Here is a 23,196-nt window from a genome sequence, read left to right as displayed (position 1 = left end):
AGCCAGATAGCTTGGCGAAGCCGAGGTATCGGATCTGTAACAATACTTACGTAAATTAGCCGCTCACGGGCCAGGGAGTACGTGCAGGAATGAACGCAGCAAGTGAGTCGGCATTGCGCCCATCGGCAGTGAATCACCAATCGCTCAAGGTTGTGGCGAAGTGGTTGAAACACCATGGAAGCATCAGGGTCAGGACGACCGACCCACGACGTCTGCTTGCCGGACGATACCCTCAAGGGCTGATCAGCGAAGCAGAGATGCAGGCGCTGATGGCGGTGTGGCACTGATCTGATCGGTATTACCTGTGCTGGCCTCTTCGCAGCACAAGGCTGCTCCTACAGGTAGCGCGCGGTCCCTGTAGGAGCAGCCTTGTGCTGCGAAGAGGCCGGTACAGCCAACAACGATCAGAAGCTGTAACTACCCGTCACCACCAGGCTACGCGGGTCCCCCACCTGGATCTGCGCCGCACTGGTCGCCGAGCTGTAGTAGGTCTTGTCGGCGATGTTGCTCAATGCCGCCCGCACATCCCAGTCATGGGTGCGGTACCCCGCCAGCGCATCCCAACGGCCATACCCCGGCAACACCGTGGTGTTCTGGTTGTCCGCGTAACGCTCGCCCACCAGCGTCAGGCCGGTTTCGGCGTACCAGCCCAGCTCTGGTTTCCAGGTCACGAACAGGCTGCCATTGCGCTTGGCCACGTCGTTGATGCGGTTGCCCTCCTGGCCATTGTTGTCCTTGACGATGATCGCATCTTGCAGGCCGATGCCGCCGCGTACATACCAGTTGCCGACGATGTTGCCGGTGGCCGTCAGTTCGATGCCGCGCGAACGCTGCAAGCCGCTGAGCAAGATGTTCTCAGGGATAAGCGGGTCACGGGTGCGGCGGTTGTACAACTCCAGCTCGTAGATGGCCAAGGTGGTGGTCAGGCGCTGGTCGAGCCAGTCGCTTTTAACCCCGATTTCCTTCTGGCGAGTCTCTTCCGGATCGGCGTTGTTCGCGTTGCCCGGTGTACCCGGGGTGATGCCGATCAAGCCGCCGCCTACTGGCGAGAAGGTCTTGCTCCACGAGGCGTAGAACGAATGGTCGCGCCACGGTGTGTAGACCACGCCCAGGCGCGGGCTGGTGCTGTTGCTGTCCTGTTTCTCGGACAGGTTACGCATGTTGGTGGTTTCTACGTCGAACTGGTCGAAGCGCACCCCGGCCAGTATCTGCCACTGGTCGTTCAGGCGGATCTGGTCCTGCACATAAAGGCCGCGGCTATCGACCACGGTGTGGTTGTCACTCGACACCACCAGCTTGCCTGGGTGCTGTTGGTTGCGACCGGGTTTGCTCAGGCCCGGCAGCGTCTGGTTGCCGGCGCTATACAGCAACGGGTCACGCTTCTGATTACCGATCTCCAGGCCCAGCAGCAGCTTGTGCTCGAGGCCCAACGTGTCGAAATCGCCCTCGGCTTCCAGGTTGTTGAACAAGTTGCGGGTGTTCAGGTCCTGCTGCCAGCGCTGGCGGGTCAAGACATTGGTGCCGGCGTTGTAGCCCGTGACGTAGGTGTTGTCGAACTCGCTGTCGAGCTTGAACAGGCCCAGGGTATGGCGCAGCTGCCAGGTTTCGTTCAACTGGTAGTTCAGGCGTGAGCGCAACGACTGGGCGCGATCATCGATGTAGTCGCGCTGGTCGCCGTAGGTGGTGCCGCGGCTGACGTCGGCCGGGCGGCCATTCACCCCGGGGATGCCCCGGTCGGGCGTGCGGTTGTAGCGGCTGTATTCGTACTGCACCAGCCAGTTCAGGTCGGGGGTGATCTGCCAGCTGACCGACGGGGCGAACAGCTGGCGGCTGCCATCGATGCCATCGCGGAAGCTGTTGTTGTCCTGGTTGCCCATGTTCAGGCGCAGGCTGACGGTGTCGCTGGGGTCGGCGCTGAGGTCGGCATACAGGCTGCGCAGGTCTTCGCTGCCGGCCTGTGCTTCGATGCTCGAGCGGCGGCCCTGTTCCGGTGCCTTGCTGACCCGGTTGACGATGCCGCCCTGGCTGCCACGGCCATACAGCACCGCCGCCGGCCCCTTCAGCACCTCGACCCGCTCGATGTTGTGCAGGTCGCGGATGTACTGGCTGTCGTCGCGAATGCCGTCCAGGTAGAAGTCGTTGCTGGCCTCGAAGCCGCGGATGCGCACGCTGTCGAAACGGGTGTCGGCGCCGCTGCTGACGTTGGGGATACCCTCCAGCGCCTTGCCCAAGGTGTTGCTGCCGTAGTCCAGCACATTGGCGGTTTTCACCGTCTCGATGGCCTGCGGCACATAGCGCACCGGGGTCGAGGTGCGGGTAGCGGTGTTCACTTCCTTGACGCGCGGGTTGTCCTTCTCGCGCTCGCTGTCGGCGGTAACCGACGACTCTGGCAGCGTGGTGGTGGCGGCACTGGCCAGGCCGGCGCTGAACAGCAGCGACAGGCCAAGCGTCAAGGGGGAAAGGCGGCAGGGTACAAGCATGGGCACATCCGGACCGGGCAGGTGAAAAAAGAAGGTGCGAATGGTAATGCTTGCTATTTGCTCTTGCTTGGGTATTTGTAAAGGGTTGTCTTTACATATGTATCTCTTTGTAACAACCTCTGCCGCCACGCTTTGCCTGCTCTCGGGAAATTGTCCGTTCGATCAAAAGGCAATTTCCCACACGAGATAAATTGCCCGCTGATAGCGCAAACCTGCATGGAAATGCACCAGCTCTGCCGATAATTTTGGTTATATCAACCTGCATTTCACGACTTTTTGACATTTGTAATCGCACACGGCTAGGATTCGGCCAACGCCTGCTGGCCATGATCTTGGCCAAGCTGCTGCCGAGGGCTGCCGTGTACTTACCGGCTGGCCCACCAGGCTGGATCCGCATAGCGTCGAACCTACGAAGGGGCGTTGGTTCCTGGCGTCATAGTGCAGAGCGTTTTTGATTAAGAAATAAGGAAAACAACATGTTGAAAACCAGGATCAGCCTGGTCGCCTTGGCGATGATCGCCGCGACCCAGGCACAGGCCAATGAGCAGGCCGACAGCAAGGGCTTCATCGAGGACAGCCACGCCAACGTCCTTCTGCGCAACGCCTACATCAACCGTGACAAGAAGCACGGCACCGACGACCAGATCGAATGGGGCCAGGCGTTCATCGCCAACTTCTCCTCCGGCTTCACCCAAGGCACCGTTGGCGTCGGCGTCGACGCATTCGGCCTGTACGCCGTGCGCCTTGATGGCGGCAAGGGCCACAACGGTGGCGGCGGCGTCGACTTCTTCAAGCCGCACGAAACCACCAATGCCGACGGCAACGCCAGCTCGCCGCACAACTTGGCCCGTGGTGGCGCAGCAGTCAAATTCCGCATCTCCAACACCGTGCTGAAGTACGGTGACCAGATGCCAGCACTGCCAGTGCTGCAGTACGACGACGCGCGTCTGCTGCCAGAAAGCTTCACCGGTACCCTGATCACTTCGAAAGAGATCGAGGGCCTGGAACTGAACGCTGGCCGCTTCACCCAGGAAGCGCGCAAAAGCGCCGAGCGCCGTGACGGTGGCGGCCTGAAGTCGATCAACGTCTTCGGTGGTAGCTACAAGTTCACCGACAACTTCACCGCTTCGCTGTACACCGCCGACAACGAAGACGTGATGAAGAAGCACTACCTGGGCTTGAACTACGTCTTCCCGATCGCCAGCGACCAGTCCCTGACCCTGGACTTCAACGGCTACAAGTCGGACATCGACCACAAGTACGTACAAGCCGCTGGCCTGAACGGCGACTCCAACACCATCTGGAGCCTGGCAGCCACTTACGCGTACGGTGCGCACTCGTTCACCCTCGCGCATCAGCGCAGCACCGGCAGCACCGGTTACAACTACGGCTTCTACCAGAACGCCGGTGGCGTGGGTGACGGTGGTTCGACCATCTACCTGGCCAACTCGTACTGGTCCGACTTCAACGCCGAAGACGAGCGCTCCTGGCAGCTGGGCTACGGCCTGGACTTCGGTGCCTACGGCATCCCGGGCTTGACCTACAAGCTGGCCTACGTGGTGGGTGACAACATCAACACCCGCAACGTTGCCAACCCGCAGGGCTTCGGCGAAGGTAAAGAGCGCGAGATCTTCAACCAGATCCGTTACGTGGTGCAGGACGGCCCGGCCAAGGACCTGTCCATCAAGCTGCGTAGCTCGTTCGTGCGTACCAACAACGCCGTGCAGCAGAACGGTTACAACGACGACGGCAACGAAGTCCGCGTATTCGTCGAGTACCCGATCAGCATCTTCTGATCCGCAGTTGTTTGCATGAAAGCTGGGGCCGCGCTGCGGCCCTTCGCGGGCTTGCCCGCTCCCACAGGTATGGCGCCGCCTTCTGATCTGGCGCTGCAACTGTGGGAGCGGGCAAGCCCGCGAAGGGCTGCAGAGCAGCCCCAGTCGTTGTTGTCATGCAGGTTCAGTCTCTTCGTGGCGCACGCGTGATGCCACAGCTCTCGTGGGAATGTCCCGCGTCTCTGGCGCAAAACTGTCGCTGCGCGCCATCCGCCACATCCGCGCATAAAACTCGCTTTCAATCGAGCCACTGAGCAATTCGCCTGGCTTGAGGAACGTGTGCAGGTCCGAGAACAGCCCGATTTCGCTGGGGCTGATACGCCGTGCCAGGTGCTTTGGCTTCAGCTCCGAAGGGTGCTCCAGGCCCGCAGCCGCCAGCATTTCGGCCAGGGCGTGTAGCGTGTTGCGATGGAAGCTGGCCACCCGCTCTGCCTTGTCCGGTACCACCAGGGCGCGCTGGCGCAGTGGGTCTTGCGTGGCCACGCCGGTGGGGCATTTGTTGGTGTGGCAGCTTTGCGACTGGATGCAGCCAATGGCGAACATGAAGCCGCGCGCCGAGTTGACCCAGTCAGCGCCGATGGCCAGTACGCTGGCGATGTCGAAGGCACTGACGATCTTGCCAGCAGCGCCAATACGAATGCTGGAGCGCAAGTTCAGGCCGACCAGTGTGTTGTGCACGAACATAAGGCCTTCGCGCATGGGCACACCCATGTTGTCGCTGAATTCGCGTGGTGCCGCGCCGGTACCACCTTCCTTGCCATCGACAACGATGAAGTCCGGGGTGATGCCGGTGGCCAGCATGGCCTTGGCGATGCTCATGAACTCCCACGGGTGGCCCAGGCAGAACTTGAAGCCCACAGGCTTGCCGCCCGACAGCTCGCGCAGGCTGGCCACGAATTGCAGCAACTCGACGGGTGTGCGGAAGGCGCTGTGCGCGGCCGGAGAGATGCAGTCTTCACCTGCGCGCACGCCACGGGTCTCGGCAATTTCGGCGCTGACCTTGTGCCCCGGCAGGATACCGCCGTGGCCAGGCTTGGCACCTTGGCTGAGCTTGATCTCGATCATCTTCACCTGCGGCGAGTGGGCCTGTTCGGCAAAGCGGTGCGGGTCGAAACGGCCGTCCTCGGTGCGGCAGCCGAAGTAGCCACTGCCGATTTCCCAGATCAGGTCACCGCCATGTTCGCGGTGGTACGGGCTGATGCTGCCTTCGCCGGTGTCATGGGCAAAACGGCCCATGCGCGCGCCGCGGTTTAGCGCGGCAATGGCATTGGCGCTGAGGGCGCCAAAGCTCATGGCGGAGATGTTGAAGATAGAAGCCGAGTAGGGCAGGCGGCACTGCGGCCCGCCAATGGCGATGCGGAACGAGGCCGGGTCTGGCGTGGCCACCGGCAGCATCGAATGGCTGATGAATTCGAAACCGGGCTTGTAGGCATCGTTCAGGGTACCGAAGGCTTTCTCGGCGCTTTCATTCTTGGCGCGTGCGTACACCAGCGAGCGCTGGGAACGGGAGAACGGCAGCTTGTCGTCGTCACCCTCGATCAGGTACTGGCGGATTTCCGGGCGGATGGTTTCGATCAGGTAGCGGATATTGCCCAGGATTGGGTAGTTGCGGCGCACGGCGTGGTGGCTCTGGCGCAGGTCGTTGAGCCCGACCAGGCTGAGCAGGGCAGTGATCAGTGTGATTGGCCAGAGCCAGGCATGTTGGGGCAGCAGCGGCAGGCTGGCAAAGGTGAACAACAGGCAGATTGCGAGGCAGGCGTAGCGGCTGGGCAGAGAGTGGTTCATGGGTCCATCGCAGGCAGGATGACCGGGCATAGGATAGGCAAAGGCGGGGAGGGGAAAACCTGGGTAATCGGTAAAAGACTGTTACCTGATTGCGCGTTCGCGCCCCCAGCAAGCCTGGCGCGATCCCTTGTAGGAGCAGCCTTGTGCTGCGAATGGGCTGCACAGCAGCCCCGGCGATTTATGCTGTGACACTGAAATCTGGGGCTGCTGCGCAGCCCATTCGCAGCACAAGGCTGCTCCTACAAGGAACGCGCTTGGCATTAAATGGGCAGCAGTATGCTCACCCGCAACCCACCGCCTTCGCGGTTCGACAGCATCAGCTCTCCCCCATGGCTGGTGGCGATCCGCTGGGCAATGCTCAACCCCAACCCATACCCGCCGGATGCCTGGTTACGCGAGCCTTCACCCCGCACGAACGGGTCGGTGATGGTGGCCAGCAGCTCCGGCGCGATCCCCGGCCCGCGGTCGTCGATGTGGATGAAGACTCCACTTACCGCCCGCTCCAATGTGACCGAGATGTCATTGGCATAGCGCAACGCATTGACCAACAGGTTTTGCAGGCAGCGCTGCAACAGCAATGCATCCACCTGCGCACACCCCGCCTTGCCATGCACCGGCAGCGGCTCTTCGGCGCTGGCAAGCTCGGCGCACTGGCGCGCCACCAGCCGGTCCAGGTCCACCTGCTGCAAATTCAGTTGCTCCCCCGCGCGCAGGTAGTCCAGCACCTGGCCGATCATGTCGTCCATCTGCGTGATGTTCTGCCGCAGGCGCTGACGGTGTTCGTCGTCGGGCAGGCGCTCCAGGCGCAGGCGCATGCGGGTCAGCGGGGTGCGCAGGTCGTGGGACACGGCGGCCAGGAAGTAGGCCTTGTCATTGACCATGGCAATCAGCCGCTGCTGCATGGCGTTGAACGCCTGGGCTGCCTGGCGCACTTCCTCCGGGCCATCCAGTGCCAAGGGCGGTTGTTCGAGGTTGCCACCCAGGCCACGTGCGGCATCGGCCAGGCGCCGCAAAGGGCGCAGGCACAGGCGCACGGCAATCAGGCACACCAGCAGCACCGCGACGATGCGCAGCGCATACACCCGCAGCAGATAATCGCTGATCAGCACCCAGGCCGACTCGCCGCTCCAGCCCTGTAGTTCCTGGCCATCGATGGTCAGCCAATGGCCATCGGCCAACGGCACCGCGAACTGTATATGCGCCTGGGCCGTGCGCAGGCCGAACAGGCTGCGCCAGACGATCGGCTGGCCCAGTTCATCGGTCAGTTGCACTTTCAACAGACGTACGTCCTGGGCATGCCCCAGTTCGTACTTGAGGGCCTGATGCAGCAACAGCTCGACGCGCCTGCGCCCGCGGCGCTCGTCATGTTCCGGTGTGGGCAGGCTTTCGGCGCAGCGTAGTTGGTAATGGGCTGGCGCCTTCAGCGTGCCGCCGTGGCAGTTGGCCTGAGCAATCAGCGGTGCGCTGCGCGCAGCAACCAGCCGCACGGGGGCTTCGAGTACCTGGGCGAAGCGTACATCGAACCAGATGCTGCTCGACATCAACTGGATCACCAGCGTGCCGCTGACCATGATCAGCAGCAGCTGACCAAACAAGGTGCGCGGCCACAGCCGGCGAAGCCAGCGCATCTCAGGCATCCGTCTCGCGGCTGGCGATGCTCAGCAGGTAGCCTTCGTTGCGGATGGTGAGGATTTGCGCGGCACCTGCCGGCGCACGTCGCAGTTGCTGGCGCAGGCGGCTGACGCACATGTCCACCGAACGGTCGTCGGGCAAGTGGTCGCGGCCGAACGCACTGCGGGTCAGCTGGTCGCGGGAAACCACCCGGTTGTTGGCTTCCAGCAGTTCGCGCAGCACGCGGTAGTCGGAGCGCGGCAGGGTCAGGGTCTCGCCATCAGGGCGGGTGAGCAGGCGCTTGACGTGTTCCAGGCGAAAGCCCGCGAACAGTTGGGCGTCTGCCGCGGGTTCTTCGGCGGAGGTATCCAGGCGTTGTGGGCGACGCAATACGGCCTTGATCCGGGCGATCAATTCGCGTGGCTCGAAAGGCTTGGCCAGGTAGTCGTCGGCTCCCACTTCCAGGCCGATGATGCGGTCCAGCGTGCTGCCCTTGGCCGACAGCATGATCACTGCCAACCCCGGCGTCGCTTGCAACTGGCGGCACAGGCTAAGGCCATCTTCGCCGGGCAGCATCAGGTCGAGCACCACCAGGTCCACCTTGTGCTGTGCCAGCTGTTCGCGCATTTGCTCGCCGTCGGCAGCAGCCAGCACGTTATAGCCGGCATCTGTCAGGTAATCACAAAGAAGTTCGCGGATCTCGTCGTCATCGTCGACAACCAGCAGGGTCGTGCTCATGCGGAAAAACACCTGTGCGGTGAGGGCCGGTGGCGCTCATTACGTTCAATTACATGCCCGTACATGTCGGGTCTGGAGCCCGGAGGGCCGATCCCTAGAATCCTAACAAAAAATCATCTGCAAATACGAAGCCTTCCCAAATGAATCCAGTAAGCACCCCGCAAGCCTTCACCCCCATCACCCGAGGCGGCAACCGTATCAAGCCGCTGGCCTTCTGCATTGCCGTCGCCATCAGTGGCGGGGCCATGGCTGCCGACGGCAAAACCCTGGAGCTGGACGCCACCCAGATCGAGGACAGCGCGTTGCTGCCCGCCGACGAGGGCGGCCAGCTGGGCTACACGGTCGAGAGCACCCGCAGCTCTACCGGCCTGGCGCTGACGCCACGGCAGACGCCGCAATCGGTCACCACCATCACCCGCCAGCAGATGGAGGACCGCGACATCCACACCATCGAACAAGCGCTGGAAACGGCACCGGGTGTGACGGCGAGCAAGTCCGAGGTAGGCGGGCGCACCGATTACCGTGCCCGGGGCTACTCCATCAGCAACTGGAAGATCGATGGCCTGCAAACCCAGGGCGGCTCCGATTTCAGCGGCAGCGGCAATGCGCTGAACATGGACCTGTACGAACGCATCGACATCGTGCGCGGCGCCAACGGCCTGCTGGGCGGCACCGGCGACCCGTCGGCCACCGTCAACCTGATCCGCAAGGCCCCGACCAAAACGTTCGGCGGCAGCGCGTATGTCACGTATGGCAGCTGGGACAAGCGTCGCCTGGGCGCTGATCTGAATTTGCCGCTGTCCGAGGACGGCCGCCTGCGCTCGCGCTTCGTGATGACCCAGCAGGACGCCAACTCGTTCCGCGACAACCAGTCCGAACGCTCCCGCGCCGCGCTGGCCAACTTCGAGTTCGACCTGGACGACGCCACCACCCTCGGTGCCGGTTACCAGTATGAGTACAACAAGGTGGTGGGCGGCGGCTGGGGCGCCAACATCCCGATCTGGTACCGCGACGGCAGCAAGACCGATTTGCCGCGCAGCAGCAACGTGGTGCCCAGCTGGAGCTTTGGCGAATACACCACCCGCACCGCGTTCGGCTCGCTGGAGCACCGCTTCGACAACGACTGGACGCTGGACCTGAAAGCCGCCCAGAGCACCACCGAAACCCTCAACCACCGCGGCCTGGCCAAGGTCAACTCGGCCGGGCGCGGCACCTATGGCGGCTACTGGGACCAGGATGGCAGCGGTGCCGTGCTCAACGGCCTGCACAGCTCCAGCGACACCACCCAGCAGTCGGCGCAGATCGACCTGTCGGGCCCCTTCCAGCTGTTCGGCCGCACGCACCAGGCGATGGTCGGCTACAACGACAGCCGCACGGTGGGCTGGTCGCCCGAGTACAGCTGCACGATGGTCGGTGATGGCCTGGCCAGTGCGCCGTCGGTGGGCTGCCTGTTCCGCGCCAACAACGGCTTGCCGTTGACCGACTGGCGCAATGGTGTGGACGACGATTACAACATGCTCGCCTCGCGCACCGGCCGCCACAGCAAGACCACCACCCGCCTGCAAGGCATGTACGCCGCCACCCGCCTGAGCATCACCGACCCGCTGTCGGTGATTGTCGGCGTGCGCACCAGCAACTACTCCTCCACCACCCGCAGCGTGGCCGGCGCGCGTACCAGCCAGGAAGAGAACGGTATCGTCACCCCGTACCTGGGCGCGGTGTACGACCTCAACGACAACTACTCGCTGTACGCCAGCTATACCGACATCTTCACCCCGCAAACCTCTGAAACCAGCAGCGGCAGCAAGGTCGAGCCGATTCGCGGGCAAAGCTACGAGACGGGTATCAAGGGTGAGTGGTTCGACGGCCGCCTGAACGCCTCGGCGGCGTACTTCCGCACCAAGCAGGAAAACAAGGCGGTGCTGGACGGCGACCTGACCACCCCGACCGGTGGCGACGCCTACAAGGCCGGTTCCGGCCAGGAAACCGACGGTATCGACCTGGAAGTTGCGGGCGCCCTGACCCCCAACTGGAACGTCTACGCCGGTTACACCTACCTGCACTTCCGCCGCGTTGACAGCGACGGGCGCAGCGACCCGTCGCACCTGTTCAAGGCTTCGACCACCTACCGCCTGAGCGGCCCGCTCGACCGCCTGACCCTGGGTGCCGGCGTGACTGCGCAAACCAACATTCGCGCAATTTCCAGCCCGGCTGGGCAGCCAACCAACGGCGTGAGCAATGGTGCCACCGATGTGAACTGGTCGGGTTATGCCATCTGGAATGCCATGGCCAAGTACCAGCTGACCGACGACACCAGCGTCAGCCTCAACGCCAACAACCTGTTCGACAAGCATTACTACACCCAGTACGGGTTCTATGCCGGGTCGATCTATGGCGACCCGCGCAACCTGTCGTTGACGGTAAGTACGGCGTTCTGACCAGCGCTGCTTGGGGCTGCTTTGCAGCCCCAATTCATCAAGGTATTGGGTAGATCAGGCAGTACCGAATCAATGCCTGTTCAACACTCTGCTTTTGCCTGAGCACCAACTCCACGGCGATGGCATTGTCGGTTTCGATCACTTCGTAGAAAACCCTGTACCCGTCGACATTCAGTTCACGATACTGCATTACACCCAGCCCGCTCGCTTGAGGGCTGACCGGGTAGCCAACGGGCGCAACAGCCAGCCGTTGCTCAAGGGTGTCGACCAGTGTGGTGATTTTCTCAAGTGCCGCTGGGGTGCCGTGATAGACGGCCAGATGGTGAATTTGATCTTCGATGCTCTGAGAGGCGGAATGGGTGAAGCGTATGGTCGGCTTACTCATGCGCTACCCATTAATCCTCAGAAAACTTCTTGAGAAGGCGAGCCTTAAGGTCTTCAGCTGAGCTGTGTTTGCCCTGAGCATACTCACGTGAACCGATGGCGAGCAGTTTCACCAAGGCAATTGCTTCATCCCGTTGCTTGCGATCCGCGTAGGACTCGACCACATAAGCAGGCACGCCGTTCTGTGTCACGACCATAGGTTCTTCCAAGTCCAGGTCAGCAGCGTGGCGCTTCAGGTAGCTGATCGTTTCTACTCGCATTGGGTTGGCTCCATGTTCAGTGGTAACCATTTTAGACCGAATATGGACCATAAAAAGACCGTTTGTCATGTGGTGATTCGCGGTCGAGCGCAGGCTTGCTGAACGGCATTGCAATGCGACCAGGCATAAAAACCCGCTCGATTTGTGCATAACTGCCAGAGCAATCATAGGCATGGCGGGTGTGTTGCGTGAGAGCTTCTGTGATGCATAAGGCATTGCTATGGGAACCGGCGGAATTCAGTGGGATCTCGACGGTAGAGAGCTTGGGCCCCGATTTGGATGACGACAAGGTGTCGAGTTGCGATGAGAAAGGTAGGAATTTTCTGCTTCTGAGGCCACCGGCATTGAGTTGCCAGCTGGCCAGCTTACTCACGTTCTGCGTCACACGTTCGCCAGCCACTACATGGCCAATGGACGCGCTTGGGGTGGGAGAGCTTGGAGCAGAGAAGCACCTGATAGGATTTTTTTGAGTCCTGCCGGTGGGCTTGAGCTTTTGGTGTTCTGGTCTGAGATTGCCGGGGCCGCTTTGCGGCCCATCGCGACACAAGGTCGCTCCTACAGAAGACGCGGCGTGCTTGCGAATTCAGTTTTTCTGCGCGCCGGTGCAGCCTAGAAGGGCCAAGGGGTTTCGCGCTCTACGGCCGGATCGCCGCGACGGTTGCCTCGTAGCGTGAGCAAGCTTTTTTCCTATGATTTGAACTGCGTCCGTGCGTTATGTGCCAAGGCCTTGTAGTCGTCGATGATGTCTGGCCGGTAATCTTCCCCGTAGTCTTCGTGAAAATCACTTTGGAATGGCGCCGTGTGAATCACGGTGTATCTCTCATGCCATCCCCCGGGCTGGGTTATGAGCGTGTGAGGGAGGGTCGCATCGAATTGGTCAGCAGTGATATCCAGATTGTGCCCTTCGAGCCTAAGCCAGATGTGCCGTTGCTCCGGATCTACCTTCAGCTCACCCGTTACCACGTCGATGGTAATGCCCTCATGTTCCTCATACAGAAACCACGCCAGCAGCAAACTTGCGAATTCGCAGCATTCAGTGGGAAACATGGAAAACAGGCGGAACGCAAACCATCGTGGAGGGGTTTGCCGAAACGCTTTTGAGAACGCCATGGCGGACTGTGCAACGTCTTGCGCAAGGCTGGGGGAATTCGCCATCTGAGTCAGATCTCGCGGCCGGATACAAAGAAGGCCCACCTTTCGGTGAGCCTTTTTTGATACTGCGTATGGTGCGGCACCAAGAGTCGAAAAATATTATAAATAATTGAAATATATGCACTTAATTGTAAAGATATTTATTTTCTATCCCTAAAACTATCCTTAGGTATTTAACTGGCTTCTGCATGTGAGCCTTCCTAGAGATTCCGGGGGGCTCGAAAAAGGTCGATCTCGGCACTAAGTTATAAGCGCCCTGGCGCTAAGTACGATGAAGAAGCTAGAGCACTCAGCGACGGTCTTGAGGATCGAAACCAAGGATGACTCCAATATGTCGAACCGTGAACGGGGTCCCTGATCTAGAGTGGCTGTGCTTTGTGATAAAGGCAAAGTTAGGGCGATGTTTGCAGTCGCTTTCTTCGAAACTATCTAGAGATTTTTCCCGTAAATGCTGTCGCCAGTTTGTAACAACTGCATTCGCATCGCGGTTCCTAATGTATATCAGCATCCCTCCTTGGTCTTGGTTAACATCTCCAGTTGAGTAGCGTGTTGTTAGCTGCTGAAAGCCCTGATAGAGATAGTCATACGAACTATGTATTTTTGCTTCGCCGATCCATAAATAGTTTTTTTGACCTCTGACCGCCAAATCGGAATGTCCGCCAATTTTTTCGTCATGCGTAGCCTTGTAACCCATGTGTGTGAGGCTTCGTTTTATTTCAGATGTGAGTCGATCTTCCCCGTCTTCGGACAATAATTCGGGGTTTTCTTGAAGTTTTGAGACTATTTCATCAATATCGATGCGCAACGCTTCGACAAAGTCTTCGTAGCTATCGGCTAATAGCCGATTTATGAAGTTTCCTATCCCGGGAATGTGCGGTGCCAAAACTTTCAGGTCGTTGAGGCTGTAGTCGCCAATTGATGTCTTGCTCACTATTGCGCCTCCTGTGAGAAGGCTTGGCCAATAGTAAAATAGGGATAGATTTTTGTCTCGAAGCCTTCGAAACTTTGGCCGCTTTCTGGGTGGTAAAATACGCCAGTGCGTCTAGCTTCGCTTAACTCTTCCGACGTGACTGGATACGATTCATCACCATCTATGAATTCGAATTTCGCTTCGAGTATTCGAAGAGGATACCCGGTGAGGTATTGGACTGTTAATATCGCCAATGAAATGTCAGGGGCGCTTATTATTTTACTTATTCTAGTAAATGTAAGGTGGTTGATAACTTTGTCAGAAAGGAGATAGTCAACCATAAGAAGACTTGCGCTCATCAGTGGCTCTGATGGTGCGCTTTCTTCTATTAGGGCTACTATCTCTTCTCTGGTCATGATCTTAAAGGACTTTCATCATCACGAAATTGTAGTCCTCAATGCAAGTGCAGCCCAAAATGTAAATCATGTCAATTACGGGGTCTTCGCTGCTTGCAACGGAGAAGTGTGCTGGGATCGCAACTTCAGGGTATCCATAACCTTGTTCCGAAATCCAACGTTTGGAAATGGAAAAGGGATTGAGGTTCTTAACGGCCTCTGTCCCGCCATGATGGTATGGATCTTTTCTTACGTCCAGATCCTTTCGTCGCATTTTTTCTTTATATATGCCTGCGGCATCAGTGACGTGCCCCAACTCGCCAATAGTACCGTCTGGAGCTTCGTAGAGCCGCTCAATGGCAGGATAGAAATTTATAGGGTTGGCTAAGATTCTATCGACTTCCAAGTTTTTTTTTGCGAATTCATTTATGATTCGCTCAATAGCTGTGACCCTGAGTTTGAGATCTTCGGCACTGATTTTTTTTAGGCCGTCTAGCCGAATGTCAAGATAGCCAGCTACAGGGTCAATGGAGATGACGTCGAAAAGTTGAACAGGCCGTCTCCTAATTCCAATAAGCTCATCAAACGCACCAAAGTCTTGGACAGCTTCATCACCCAGCGCGGTGCCCGGCATTTCCTCCCTTTCAGTGACACGTATCTTAGAGCAAAGAATGAAGTCGTGCTGATTTCCGATCTGCATGTATGCAACGCAGGTAGCACCCCCATTATACTCTTGAAGTTCGTCCCTAGGCATAGGGTAAGGATAGTGGCCAGACAAGTCAGAGTCGCAGACGAAGTCTTTAGCCATGCTCTCAATTAGAGCTTTGAGATAGACAGAGTCTATTTCAAACACTTTAAGGCATTTGTCACCGAAGCTAGTTAGCTCATTGTGAATGCTCTCAATGGCTACAGCATACTTCTCTTTATCTTGCCCAGTAAGTCCTGGCTTCAGCTTTTCTACCGTCGGGTCCCAGCCGGTGGATGCTGGAAGGTTATGGTTTTTAAGTGCATTTCTGAAATTTGTAAACGAAATGTCTCTAGCTTGTAGTGCAGCAATGAAATCCAAGGTGACCATAACGGTAGAGTCCAGCTGAGCCTAAATACCATGCAAGGAGAATGACATTGGCTACCTTAGGAACCGTCCGAAATTGCATCCTTGCCATTCGACGCCGTCCGCTTTCGAGGTTTCGGCAGAAAAACGTATGACTGATGGCGTTTTAGCATCTGAAGGCGAATCCTGCAAAGTGATTTCATGCCAGATGGCAGGCAGCCATCTGGCATGGGGCCATATACCTGCGACGTCTGGCCGGGCTGGCTGATACGCGAGCATGACTAAATGCCATACGTTATGGGCTCCGGGGTGCGATCGTTCGGAGGTCGAACGTCCAGCATTTATTTAGCCGAAAGGTGAGCAGCTTCACCGTCAGGAAATACTGATAGCGCGTGGCCTCACTGTGTTTGGCTAGTCGATTTTCTAGGAACCAAACAACATGCTTCCTTTGCCACGCCCATGGTGTCTGTAGCTTCCATCGCTCCTCTATTGCAGCTTGGATCACCTTCGCTTGTCGTAGGTGCCGCTGCCGCGTCGCATTCGACCCCGTTAGCACTCCACTCAAAAGCACCTCGATATCGAACGTTCTTGTCATACCCGCTTCCCGATGTAAGCAGCGACTATCTCGATCCGACCATGCCCCAACTCATAACTGACCTGTATGCGGGCCTCGCGGTCGAGTTGCCGGTCTACGCCATAGCAATGGCCACCGTTAATGGGCGCACGGTGCTGGGTGATTTGTTCATAGCGTTCACATGCAAATGCGGCGCGCAATTCATGAAATCCTTTCAGTCCGTATTCATGGAGGATTTCCCGCGATGCTCCAGCTACTCTCTGCACAACATCTGTGTAGCTTTCGCGTTGCGCAATCATGTTGCGGCTACCGGTTGGCGACACTGACGTCGCGAACCTCAGTGCATGACGAATATGGTTATCCACCTCAATCCATCGGGGTGCCGATGCACCGCCCCGGCCGCCTTTCGTGCCGTCCTGGATGTTGATCTTGCCGCAGGCTTCAGCCTCACGGCTAAGCCGTGGCAGGTCAGCCAAGATGGCCTCACGCAAGCGCATGCCGGTGGCTCGCGCCAACAGGACAATCGCTGCGGCTCGTCTCTGGTCACAGCGGCAAAGCGCATCGACGATCTGCTTAACGTGTTCGCGGTCTTGGCCCTGAGGCACTGAGTGTCGAACCCCGGTGCGCTGCATTCCTAACGCCTTGCTCGGGCTTGGCAATTTCACGCACTGATCACCGCGAAGCGCCGCCATAGTCCTGTTAACGCTAGATAGCCGATTTTGTGCGGTGCTGATGGCGAGATCACCGCGCCCAACCAGGTCACGCAGATACACCGCATAGTCGGTCAACACCATCCGATCAATCTGTCGCGCATCATTGAAACCGGGGCCCTGATCGGAGCGGCACCACTTCACGAATGCCTGCCACCGATCACAGTGTGCCCTCACCGTGCCGTAGTGACCGCCGCCGAACATGTCTTTGAGCGCTTGCGGACCTGCGTAGCTCAATTGCCTGCCGTAGCCGAAGTTACGGCCATCGCGTTTACCCACCAATGCCATGTCGGTCACCTCATCGTCCGCTCTTCGATCCTCGCCCCACGTCATCCCGCCAAGAATGCTGAGTGTTATCAGGGATCAAGGCCCCTGCGACCTGTGGGGAGTGTCCTCTACGCGGGACTGGCGGCTCCTTACGTCCGGGAGCAAGGGCATCTCATGATCTGGCCTCCTGAACACCGTTACCGGTGGGCGGGTGGAGGCAGCACTGGCTGACGAGGCCAGCGCCTGAAGATCCTGAGCCGGGTGAACGCAGCAATGCGATGACCGGGGCGTGCCTGACTGTCAGTCAGGTGCAGTCCATTCCTTGGTCTGCGGCACCATCATCTACAGCGCTGTTGCTGGTGACATCGGTGTTTGTCACGCCGATTGTCACGAGGGGGAATGCCGCAAAGCCTTGTGCGATCAGGGCTGCAGCAGTGGTAGAAGTGCCCGTCTCTTTCCAGAAGAAAGAGACGGGCACAGGTTGGCGCAATATTTCGGCCAAGCGGATAGGTTGCTGCAGGGCAGCGAGGTACGGAGTATCTGGCGCACGAGCGCTATATGTGTAAGAGCATTCATCACATGGGTAGTGACCGGGCGAGCTGCCGAATGCTAATCGCCCTTGGGGAGAACCACCGCGAGAGCGGCGTGGCCTTGAAGGTTCGGGCCACCTGGGGTGCTGTCATCGACAGCTCTTGCAACTTCCGGTCTACGCCTGGGGACAATATTCGTCAAGCAAAGCGATTTCGGGGATTTAGCGCCTGTGGATAAAACTATCCCCCAGTGGACATCAGTGGTTTTCCACAGACGTATGCTGTGCCAGCAGTTTTTTTCTTAGGTATGGTCCTTTCAAACGGGGCGGCTTTGCAGCCCCGTTTGAAAGGACCCGCGCGGAGGAGCTTCATGGGGTGCTGTGGGTAACTTCACAGCGAGTTTGAGGTGGTGGTGCGGCGGGTTACTCGGTCCTCTTGGCGCTGCGAAGGCGCGTGACGTTCTCGCCCGTCTGCTTGGCAAACTCATGCGGCGTCACATGGTCCTCGCGGTTCGCCTCCAGAAACCGGCTCCACCAGGTCATGATCATCCGGCGCTCTTCGAGGAACTCGGCTTTGTGGGTATAAGCGGCCCGTACGTTGTTGCGTTCCTTGTGGCTCATCTGCCGCTCGATAGCCGTCTCCCACCACAGCCCGGACTCGACCAGCGCACTGCACGCCATGGCTCGGAACCCGTGGCCGCAGATATCCACCTTGGTGTCGTAGACCATCGTCCTGAGCGCGGCATTCACCGTGTTCTCGGACATCGGTTTTCACGGTCCAACGGGCGAAATCCAGAAACAGTTTTTCAGCCGTCAAGCGTATGCAACTGCGCTAGATTCCCTAGCCTCTGGCATCCACGCCCTCCACACCCTTTAGTGATCTTCTCCGGGTACCGCTTTGAGAAAGTTTGCATTCGTCAGTGCTGCAGCTGAGCGTGAGTACAAGGACCTGCCACAGGATGTGCAGGATGACTTCGGAAAGGACCTGCGGCGGATTCAGTATGGGCAGGACCCCGAGCGGCCGATCAAGTCACTGACGGACTCGGTGGGAGCGGGGGCGATTGAGCTCATCATCAACGGCAGCCCGGCATTCAGATGCGTCTACGTGGCCAAGTACGCAGACATGGTCGTTGTGCTGCATTCGTTCGTGAAAACGACCAACAGGTCGGACCGGCACGCGATGCAGGTCGCTGAGGCTCGAATGAAGGAGCTGAAGCTGGAACTCAGAAAGATGGGTTACAGGGTTTAGTTACCGTGTACTTGCGAGATGACAATCTGAGGTAGGGCGCCCGCATCGTTCGAGGGCAGAACAAGGCTAGTGCGAAAGCCGAGCTTGTCGAGCATGTCCATCATGGCGTCCAGCGTGAATTTCTCGATCTTGCCATTTGCCAGCTCGGATACCCGGGACTGGGCCACGTTCAGCCTGGCAGCGGCTTCGTGTTGCTTGAGGCCCATTTGCTTGATGCAGTCAGTGATGAAAATAGACAGGTCCATCTTCAATGCCATCTTGCTGGCCGTTTCTGCATCGTGGGTAACGTGGAAGGGGCTTTCGTGGAATTGAAGTGCCATGGGCTTGCCTCAACAGGATTATCTAAAATTTACGATAAAATCGTAGCGGGGCCCGGTTGGCAAGTCAAAGCGTTTCTGTTTGAAGACGTGTCTGTTGGCTGAGCTGCGCTGTTGATTAGCTAAATGTGTTTTCTTGGGATTGCTGGGGCCGCTGCGCAGCCCATCGCAGGCAAGCCAGCTCCCACTCCGATTGCGCTGGCTTCAAGGCATTTGCGGTACCGAAAACAAAAAAGGCCCACCTTTCGGTGAGCCTTTTGAGTATTGCGTATGGTGCCGGCACCAGGAATCGAACCCGGGACCTACTGATTACAAGTCAGTTGCTCTACCATCTGAGCTATACCGGCAATGGGGCGTCATTATAACGATCGTTTGGCGCCTGTAAACCACTTCCTTGCGAATGTTCGAAAAAGACCTAAGTCACCGGCCTAAAAGGAGAATTTTCCTACCAGCCGCGGTGGATCGTGTTGACGCTTGGCTCGCTTTTACCCGGGTTGAAGAACAGCTTGTCGTTGTCGCAGCCGCGCTTGCGGCAGGGGCTTTCGGTGCGCAGGGGCAGGCCGTTGTCGCCGCCCAGTTGCATGCCGGGGTGGTTCCAGCCCAGGTTGCTGTTTGGGTGGGGCGAGGTGCCGCCGGCGCAGCCTGCAAGGGCCAGGGCGAAGGTCAACAGGGCGAGAGGTTTGGCTTGGGTCACGATGGTCAGGTCCGTTGGTCCATTGTCGGTTCTGGCACAACGCCAGAAGGCCGCGGGGCTGGCGGGCAGCGCGCGACGTCACTTTTTAATGATTTGGGGGGCAGATGATACACCGTTACGGCGGTGGGGCATTAGCCTTGTGTTGTCTGGCATGGCCTCTTCGCGGGTGAACCCGCTCCCACAGGGACCGTGTAAGTGCGGCAATTTGCGTAAGGAAATTCTGAACCAGGGGGCCAAGCGCTTCAGGGTTTGGATGCTTCGGACGTATCCTACGCGCGCCGCCGAAGTATCGCTGTTGTCGGGGAAGTGGCTCACAGATACCGTTTTCGGGTCGCTCAGGTGACCGGGTGTGAGAGCCCGACTTTGAATAAGCGCTACCTGTCATGGTGGCCGTACGTGGGCAGACCTCGGTCTGGCCGGGCTTCCTTATTCACTCGGTTTCTCACCCCGCGTACGGCTGCCGCCCCAAATCCGTGAGAAAGATTTCTGGCAGCCTCCTTTCGTGAATGAGGATTTGCCATGAAACAAGATGAGCCAATCACCACCGCAGGCGTGGAAACCTTCCTCGCAGCCGGCAACCCATCCCTCAATCTGCTACGCGTAGAGCCCGGCGTCCCGGTCGATGCTGCCTATGAGCATGTCTCGATTCTGATGGGCTATATCAAGCACCTGGTGCGCGAGGGGGATATGGAGGACGACCATAAATTCCTTGGTGCAGCCGATTACCTGTGCGACATGGCCAAGGCGTTGATGAACGATATCGAGATCGCCAAACATAAATCACATTGAAAATGTGAGATCGCCGGGGCCGCTTTGCGGCCCTTTCGCGACGCAAGGCCGCTCCCACAAAAGCCGCTTGCGCCAACCACAAGAAATGTTTATGCACAAGTAGCATTGACGACTTGCGCGAAAGGCATGCCGGATCGCTGCGCCGCTGGTCTTTGCGCAAACGCCTGTTTTTACTGGCCTTGAGCTGCAAGCAGGAATAAGCCAAACGCTTGAAATAGCGCTCGGATCCAACAGGTAATCAAAAGCTTGTTCACAGACTTATCCACAGGTTGTGCTGCGGCTAACGGTCGCGTTCCGCGAGGATAAGCAGGTTGCGTGGGGTGAGTGGATAGTCGCAGAACAAGCCCAGGCGAACGGCGTAGCCTTGTTCTTCGAGGAACAGGGCGCGATCGAGTACCAGCCACAACTCTAGCGGGCGGCGGAACAGGTTGCGTACGCGCTCCAGGTTGCGTACCTCGGCCAGGCGTTGCCAGCCGGCAGCCTCCAGGGCGGCCCAGTCCGGGTTGCCGGTCAAGGGCAGTTGTTTGAGGTCGGCCAGGTCGCGGCAGTACTGCTTGAAGGGCTTTTCCAGCCAGGCTACCGGCAGCGACGGCGTTGGCAGGTATTCGGCGCTTTGGCGCTGCTGGCGTTGCAGCAGGTCGAAGCCCAGGCGCCGGGCCATCGAGGTGTCGCGCTGGCGCCGCACGCGGGCACCGGCGGTGACGGTTTCGCTCAGGGGCAGGCCCAGGTCGTCCATCGACAGTCTTAGGGGCGACGCCTGCGCGGCTGTGGATAACGCCTGGTACTGCGGCGCCGCAATACGGTTGTAGCAGCAGGGGGCTACGGCGAGTTGCCGGCAACCTTGCTGGCTGGCCAGTTGCATCAGGCGCACATGCAGGTCGCCACAGGCGTGCAGGGCAACCACGCTTTTGTCGCCGGCGAGGTGTCGAGCGCTGTCGCTGGCCATCACATCCTGATGCACGTGCTGCGCTGGCAGGTGATGGTGGGCGCTCAGGGCCTGGCCGGCGGCGACCAGTTCGGCGTCGTATTCCAGGCAGGTCAGCTGCTGGCCGGGCTGCAGCAGGCGGCGGCCGAGGTGGCCTTTGCCGGAGCACCAGTCCAGCCAGTGTTGCGGCTGGTGGTGGAAGCTCAGGTGGCTGGCGAAGGCTTCGATCTGCTGCCATTTGCGGCCGGGGACGGCGACGTCCAGGCGGTGGGCGGCCGGTGGCAGGTCGGTTTGCGGGAGGCTGCCGAGGGCGGCGAGCTGTTGCGCTTGTTCGGCCAACTGCGGGAAGGGGGCGGGCAAGCGGTCAGTGGCGCTGTCGGCTTCGGCGTCTGCCAGGGAGCATTGGCGCAGGTGGGCGGCAAGCTCGGGGTGGGCGGTTTCCCAGCCCAGCTGCAGGGTGGTGAAGGGGCGCGGTTTCCACAGCTGTTGGTGCTCGATCAGGAACTGGTCGAGGGCCTGGAAGCGGGTGCTTAGGTGGTGGCTGTGGAGGTGGCTGGGCATGGGTAGATGTGTGTTGGGTTTGAGGGCCTCTTCGCGGGTAAACCCGCTCCCACAGGATGGACTGCCCCCGAAAAGTTGGACAGTTTCAGCTAGCAGCCGCAGCGGCATGGGTCCTGTATTTCACAGGGCTCATGCCATTGAGCTTCAGCTTGATGCGGTCATGGTTGTAGTAGTGGATGTACTCGTCCAGACCGGCTTTCAATTCTTCAACGCTCTCGAAGCGCTTCGGGTAGAAAAACTCGGACTTAAGCGTACCAAAAAAGCTCTCCATAGCCGCATTGTCCAAGCAGTTTCCTTTGCGTGACATGCTCTGCTTCAGCCCTTGCTCTGCCAGCTTGTGGCGGTACTGCGAGTGTTGGTAGTGCCAGCCTTGATCCGAGTGAAGCACCAGTTTCGGCTTGTTTCCCAGGCGCTCGAAGGCCTTGTCCAGCATGTTGGTAACCAGCCCAAGGCACGGCCTGCTGGCTACTTCGTAGGCCACGATTTCGGCGTTGTACAAGTCCATCACAGGGGAGAGATAGATCTTTTCCTGGGCCACTTTGAACTCGGTAACATCGGTCACCCACTTCTGATTCGGGCGTTGCGCAAGGAAGTTTCGCTCCAACAGGTTGGGCGCGATGGTGCCGACAACCCCCTTGTACGACCGGTACTTTTTTGGCCGTACGAGTGAGCGAAGATTAAGCTCGACCATCAAACGTTCCACCACCTTCTTGTTAACCAAGGTGCCGCCATTGCGAATCACGATTGCAACGCGCCGGTAACCGTAAAGCCCTTTTTCCTCGTGATAGACACGATGAATCATCTGCTTCAGAGCAGCATGCTTGTCAGGTTTGGCCTGCGCTTGAAGCTGGTAATAGAACGTACTGCGTGGCAAATCAGCCAGCTGCAGAACGGCAGCCAAGGGAAACCGGTCCTTGAGCTCCGATACGATCAGGGCTTTTTGGGCTGCCTTCGTTCCTGCTTCTTCAGTTCCTCCAGCTTTTTTAGGTAAGCGTTCTCCATGCGCAGCCACTCAAGCTCAGCCAGCAACTGGTCACGGCTTTTCTCTGTGTCATCGGAAGTCGTAGGTTTAACGGGGTAAGGCTTCTTCGGCATGGCAGCGGGTTTTCTTCTCTTGGGAGCAAACGGTGCAGGATCACCACTGTAGTGCTGCCGCGCCCAAATGCCTACTTGGGAAGACTGACCGAGACCGAAATGGGCGGCGGTCTGACGCAAGGAAAGCTGATGTTTATGCATGTACTCAAGGACTGAGCACTTGTAGGCCGCACTGTACCGCTGGCCTAATTTGCGCAGACTGAACTGACCATGCTTCTGGAAGCTTGAGACCCAGCGCCGCAGCAGGCTGAAATCCACGGCAAATCGTTGAGCTACTGTTCGGAAGCCTTCACCGCTCTCCAGGTAAGCCTGAACGGCAGTAAGCTTGAATTGGTCTGAATACTTGCTCATGTGGACACCCCCAGAAATTGGATTGGTGTCCAACTTCTTGGGGGCAGTCCAGGATTAGCACAGGTTTCAAGGCCTGTGATGGACCTGTGGGAGCGG

General features: G+C 58.8%; 20 protein-coding genes, 1 tRNA gene and 1 pseudogene. 5 read left to right on the top strand and 17 right to left on the bottom strand.

Going from position 1 to position 23,196, the window contains the following annotated elements:
* The first annotated feature begins 89 nt into the window (after positions 1-89).
* Positions 90-287, top strand: a complete 198-nt coding sequence (locus tag ABOC32_RS01885) for a hypothetical protein (protein ID WP_026034717.1) — start codon at positions 90-92, stop codon at positions 285-287.
* Between the two features lie 117 nt (positions 288-404).
* Here ABOC32_RS01885 and ABOC32_RS01880 read toward each other — a convergent pair whose 3' ends face one another.
* Entirely contained in the window at positions 405-2,480 is a 2,076-nt protein-coding gene (locus ABOC32_RS01880; protein ID WP_426809959.1) for a TonB-dependent receptor, read from the bottom strand.
* Between the two features lie 476 nt (positions 2,481-2,956).
* Between ABOC32_RS01880 and ABOC32_RS01875 the strand changes: the two genes are divergently transcribed.
* Positions 2,957-4,276, top strand: coding sequence for an OprD family porin (locus tag ABOC32_RS01875; RefSeq protein ID WP_426809958.1), 1,320 nt, complete (start codon positions 2,957-2,959; stop codon positions 4,274-4,276).
* Positions 4,277-4,429: 153 nt separating this feature from the next.
* Here the strand turns inward: ABOC32_RS01875 and ABOC32_RS01870 are convergent, their stop codons facing one another.
* The 3 genes from ABOC32_RS01870 to ABOC32_RS01860 all read right to left on the bottom strand — a co-directional run bounded on the left by ABOC32_RS01870 (position 4,430) and on the right by ABOC32_RS01860 (position 8,449).
* Positions 4,430-6,100: an FMN-binding glutamate synthase family protein gene (locus ABOC32_RS01870; protein ID WP_426809957.1), complete on the bottom strand. Its 1,671-nt coding sequence runs from the start codon at positions 6,098-6,100 to the stop codon at positions 4,430-4,432.
* A gap of 260 nt (positions 6,101-6,360) precedes the next feature.
* Positions 6,361-7,728: an ATP-binding protein gene (locus ABOC32_RS01865; protein ID WP_426809956.1), complete on the bottom strand. Its 1,368-nt coding sequence runs from the start codon at positions 7,726-7,728 to the stop codon at positions 6,361-6,363.
* Between the two features lies 1 nt (position 7,729).
* A complete protein-coding gene (locus tag ABOC32_RS01860; protein ID WP_426809955.1) occupies positions 7,730-8,449 on the bottom strand; it encodes a response regulator in 720 nt (239 codons plus the stop codon).
* Positions 8,450-8,589: 140 nt separating this feature from the next.
* Between ABOC32_RS01860 and ABOC32_RS01855 the strand changes: the two genes are divergently transcribed.
* Positions 8,590-10,887, top strand: coding sequence for a TonB-dependent siderophore receptor (locus tag ABOC32_RS01855; RefSeq protein WP_426809954.1), 2,298 nt, complete (start codon positions 8,590-8,592; stop codon positions 10,885-10,887).
* 37 nt (positions 10,888-10,924) lie between these two features.
* Here the strand turns inward: ABOC32_RS01855 and ABOC32_RS01850 are convergent, their stop codons facing one another.
* The 8 genes and pseudogenes from ABOC32_RS01850 to ABOC32_RS01815 all read right to left on the bottom strand — a co-directional run.
* Positions 10,925-11,272, bottom strand: a complete 348-nt coding sequence (locus ABOC32_RS01850) for a type II toxin-antitoxin system RelE/ParE family toxin (RefSeq protein ID WP_426809953.1) — start codon at positions 11,270-11,272, stop codon at positions 10,925-10,927.
* 10 nt (positions 11,273-11,282) lie between these two features.
* A complete protein-coding gene (locus ABOC32_RS01845; protein ID WP_426811557.1) occupies positions 11,283-11,531 on the bottom strand; it encodes a type II toxin-antitoxin system Phd/YefM family antitoxin in 249 nt (82 codons plus the stop codon).
* Between the two features lie 687 nt (positions 11,532-12,218).
* Positions 12,219-12,686, bottom strand: coding sequence for a hypothetical protein (locus tag ABOC32_RS01840; protein ID WP_426809952.1), 468 nt, complete (start codon positions 12,684-12,686; stop codon positions 12,219-12,221).
* A 286-nt stretch (positions 12,687-12,972) separates the two neighbouring features.
* On the bottom strand, positions 12,973-13,614 hold the full coding sequence (locus ABOC32_RS01835) for a hypothetical protein (RefSeq protein WP_186703136.1): 642 nt from the start codon (positions 13,612-13,614) through the stop codon (positions 12,973-12,975).
* A complete protein-coding gene (locus tag ABOC32_RS01830; protein WP_426809951.1) occupies positions 13,614-14,009 on the bottom strand; it encodes a hypothetical protein in 396 nt (131 codons plus the stop codon). Before ABOC32_RS01830 ends, ABOC32_RS01835 begins: the two co-directional genes overlap by 1 nt.
* Positions 14,010-14,013: 4 nt before the next feature.
* Positions 14,014-15,063, bottom strand: coding sequence for a hypothetical protein (locus tag ABOC32_RS01825; RefSeq protein WP_426809950.1), 1,050 nt, complete (start codon positions 15,061-15,063; stop codon positions 14,014-14,016).
* 567 nt (positions 15,064-15,630) lie between these two features.
* Positions 15,631-16,611, bottom strand: a complete 981-nt coding sequence (locus ABOC32_RS01820; protein ID WP_426809949.1) for an integrase domain-containing protein — start codon at positions 16,609-16,611, stop codon at positions 15,631-15,633.
* 931 nt (positions 16,612-17,542) lie between these two features.
* Positions 17,543-17,890: pseudogene (locus tag ABOC32_RS01815) on the bottom strand (tyrosine-type recombinase/integrase); the annotation flags it as partial.
* Positions 17,891-18,017: 127 nt separating this feature from the next.
* On the opposite strand from ABOC32_RS01815, the gene ABOC32_RS01810 reads away from it, so the two are divergent.
* Entirely contained in the window at positions 18,018-18,368 is a 351-nt protein-coding gene (locus ABOC32_RS01810) for a type II toxin-antitoxin system RelE/ParE family toxin (RefSeq protein WP_426809948.1), read from the top strand.
* On the opposite strand, the gene ABOC32_RS01805 is transcribed toward ABOC32_RS01810, so the two are convergent.
* The 3 genes from ABOC32_RS01805 to ABOC32_RS01795 all read right to left on the bottom strand — a co-directional run bounded on the left by ABOC32_RS01805 (position 18,365) and on the right by ABOC32_RS01795 (position 19,379).
* Positions 18,365-18,688 carry a helix-turn-helix domain-containing protein gene (locus tag ABOC32_RS01805; RefSeq protein WP_426809947.1) on the bottom strand — a complete coding sequence of 108 codons (324 nt, stop codon included), beginning with the start codon at positions 18,686-18,688 and terminating at the stop codon, positions 18,365-18,367. The two genes, ABOC32_RS01810 and ABOC32_RS01805, sit on opposite strands and share 4 nt — an antisense overlap.
* A gap of 268 nt (positions 18,689-18,956) precedes the next feature.
* A tRNA-Thr gene (locus ABOC32_RS01800) sits at positions 18,957-19,032 on the bottom strand.
* Positions 19,033-19,130: 98 nt separating this feature from the next.
* Positions 19,131-19,379, bottom strand: coding sequence for a hypothetical protein (locus tag ABOC32_RS01795; RefSeq protein WP_234228204.1), 249 nt, complete (start codon positions 19,377-19,379; stop codon positions 19,131-19,133).
* Positions 19,380-19,898: 519 nt separating this feature from the next.
* Between ABOC32_RS01795 and ABOC32_RS01790 the strand changes: the two genes are divergently transcribed.
* Entirely contained in the window at positions 19,899-20,168 is a 270-nt protein-coding gene (locus ABOC32_RS01790; RefSeq protein WP_043200347.1) for a DUF3077 domain-containing protein, read from the top strand.
* A 280-nt stretch (positions 20,169-20,448) separates the two neighbouring features.
* Here ABOC32_RS01790 and ABOC32_RS01785 read toward each other — a convergent pair whose 3' ends face one another.
* Complete coding sequence (locus ABOC32_RS01785; protein WP_426809946.1) at positions 20,449-21,654, bottom strand: methyltransferase; 1,206 nt, start codon at positions 21,652-21,654, stop codon at positions 20,449-20,451.
* Between the two features lie 85 nt (positions 21,655-21,739).
* Positions 21,740-23,100, bottom strand: a protein-coding gene (locus tag ABOC32_RS01780) for an IS3 family transposase (RefSeq protein ID WP_426809945.1) whose coding sequence is annotated in 2 segments (ribosomal slippage) — positions 21,740-22,632 and positions 22,632-23,100 — 1,362 coding nt in all. Because the reading frame shifts where the segments join, the coding sequence is not laid out codon by codon here.
* Between the last annotated feature and the right edge of the window lie 96 nt (positions 23,101-23,196).

The sequence above is a fragment of the Pseudomonas sp. WOUb67 genome (assembly GCF_050058005.1).
GTDB classification, from domain to species: domain Bacteria; phylum Pseudomonadota; class Gammaproteobacteria; order Pseudomonadales; family Pseudomonadaceae; genus Aquipseudomonas; species Aquipseudomonas putida_R.
Note: the sequence above shows the minus strand (reverse complement) of the source record. Positions and strands in the feature narration are given on the sequence as shown.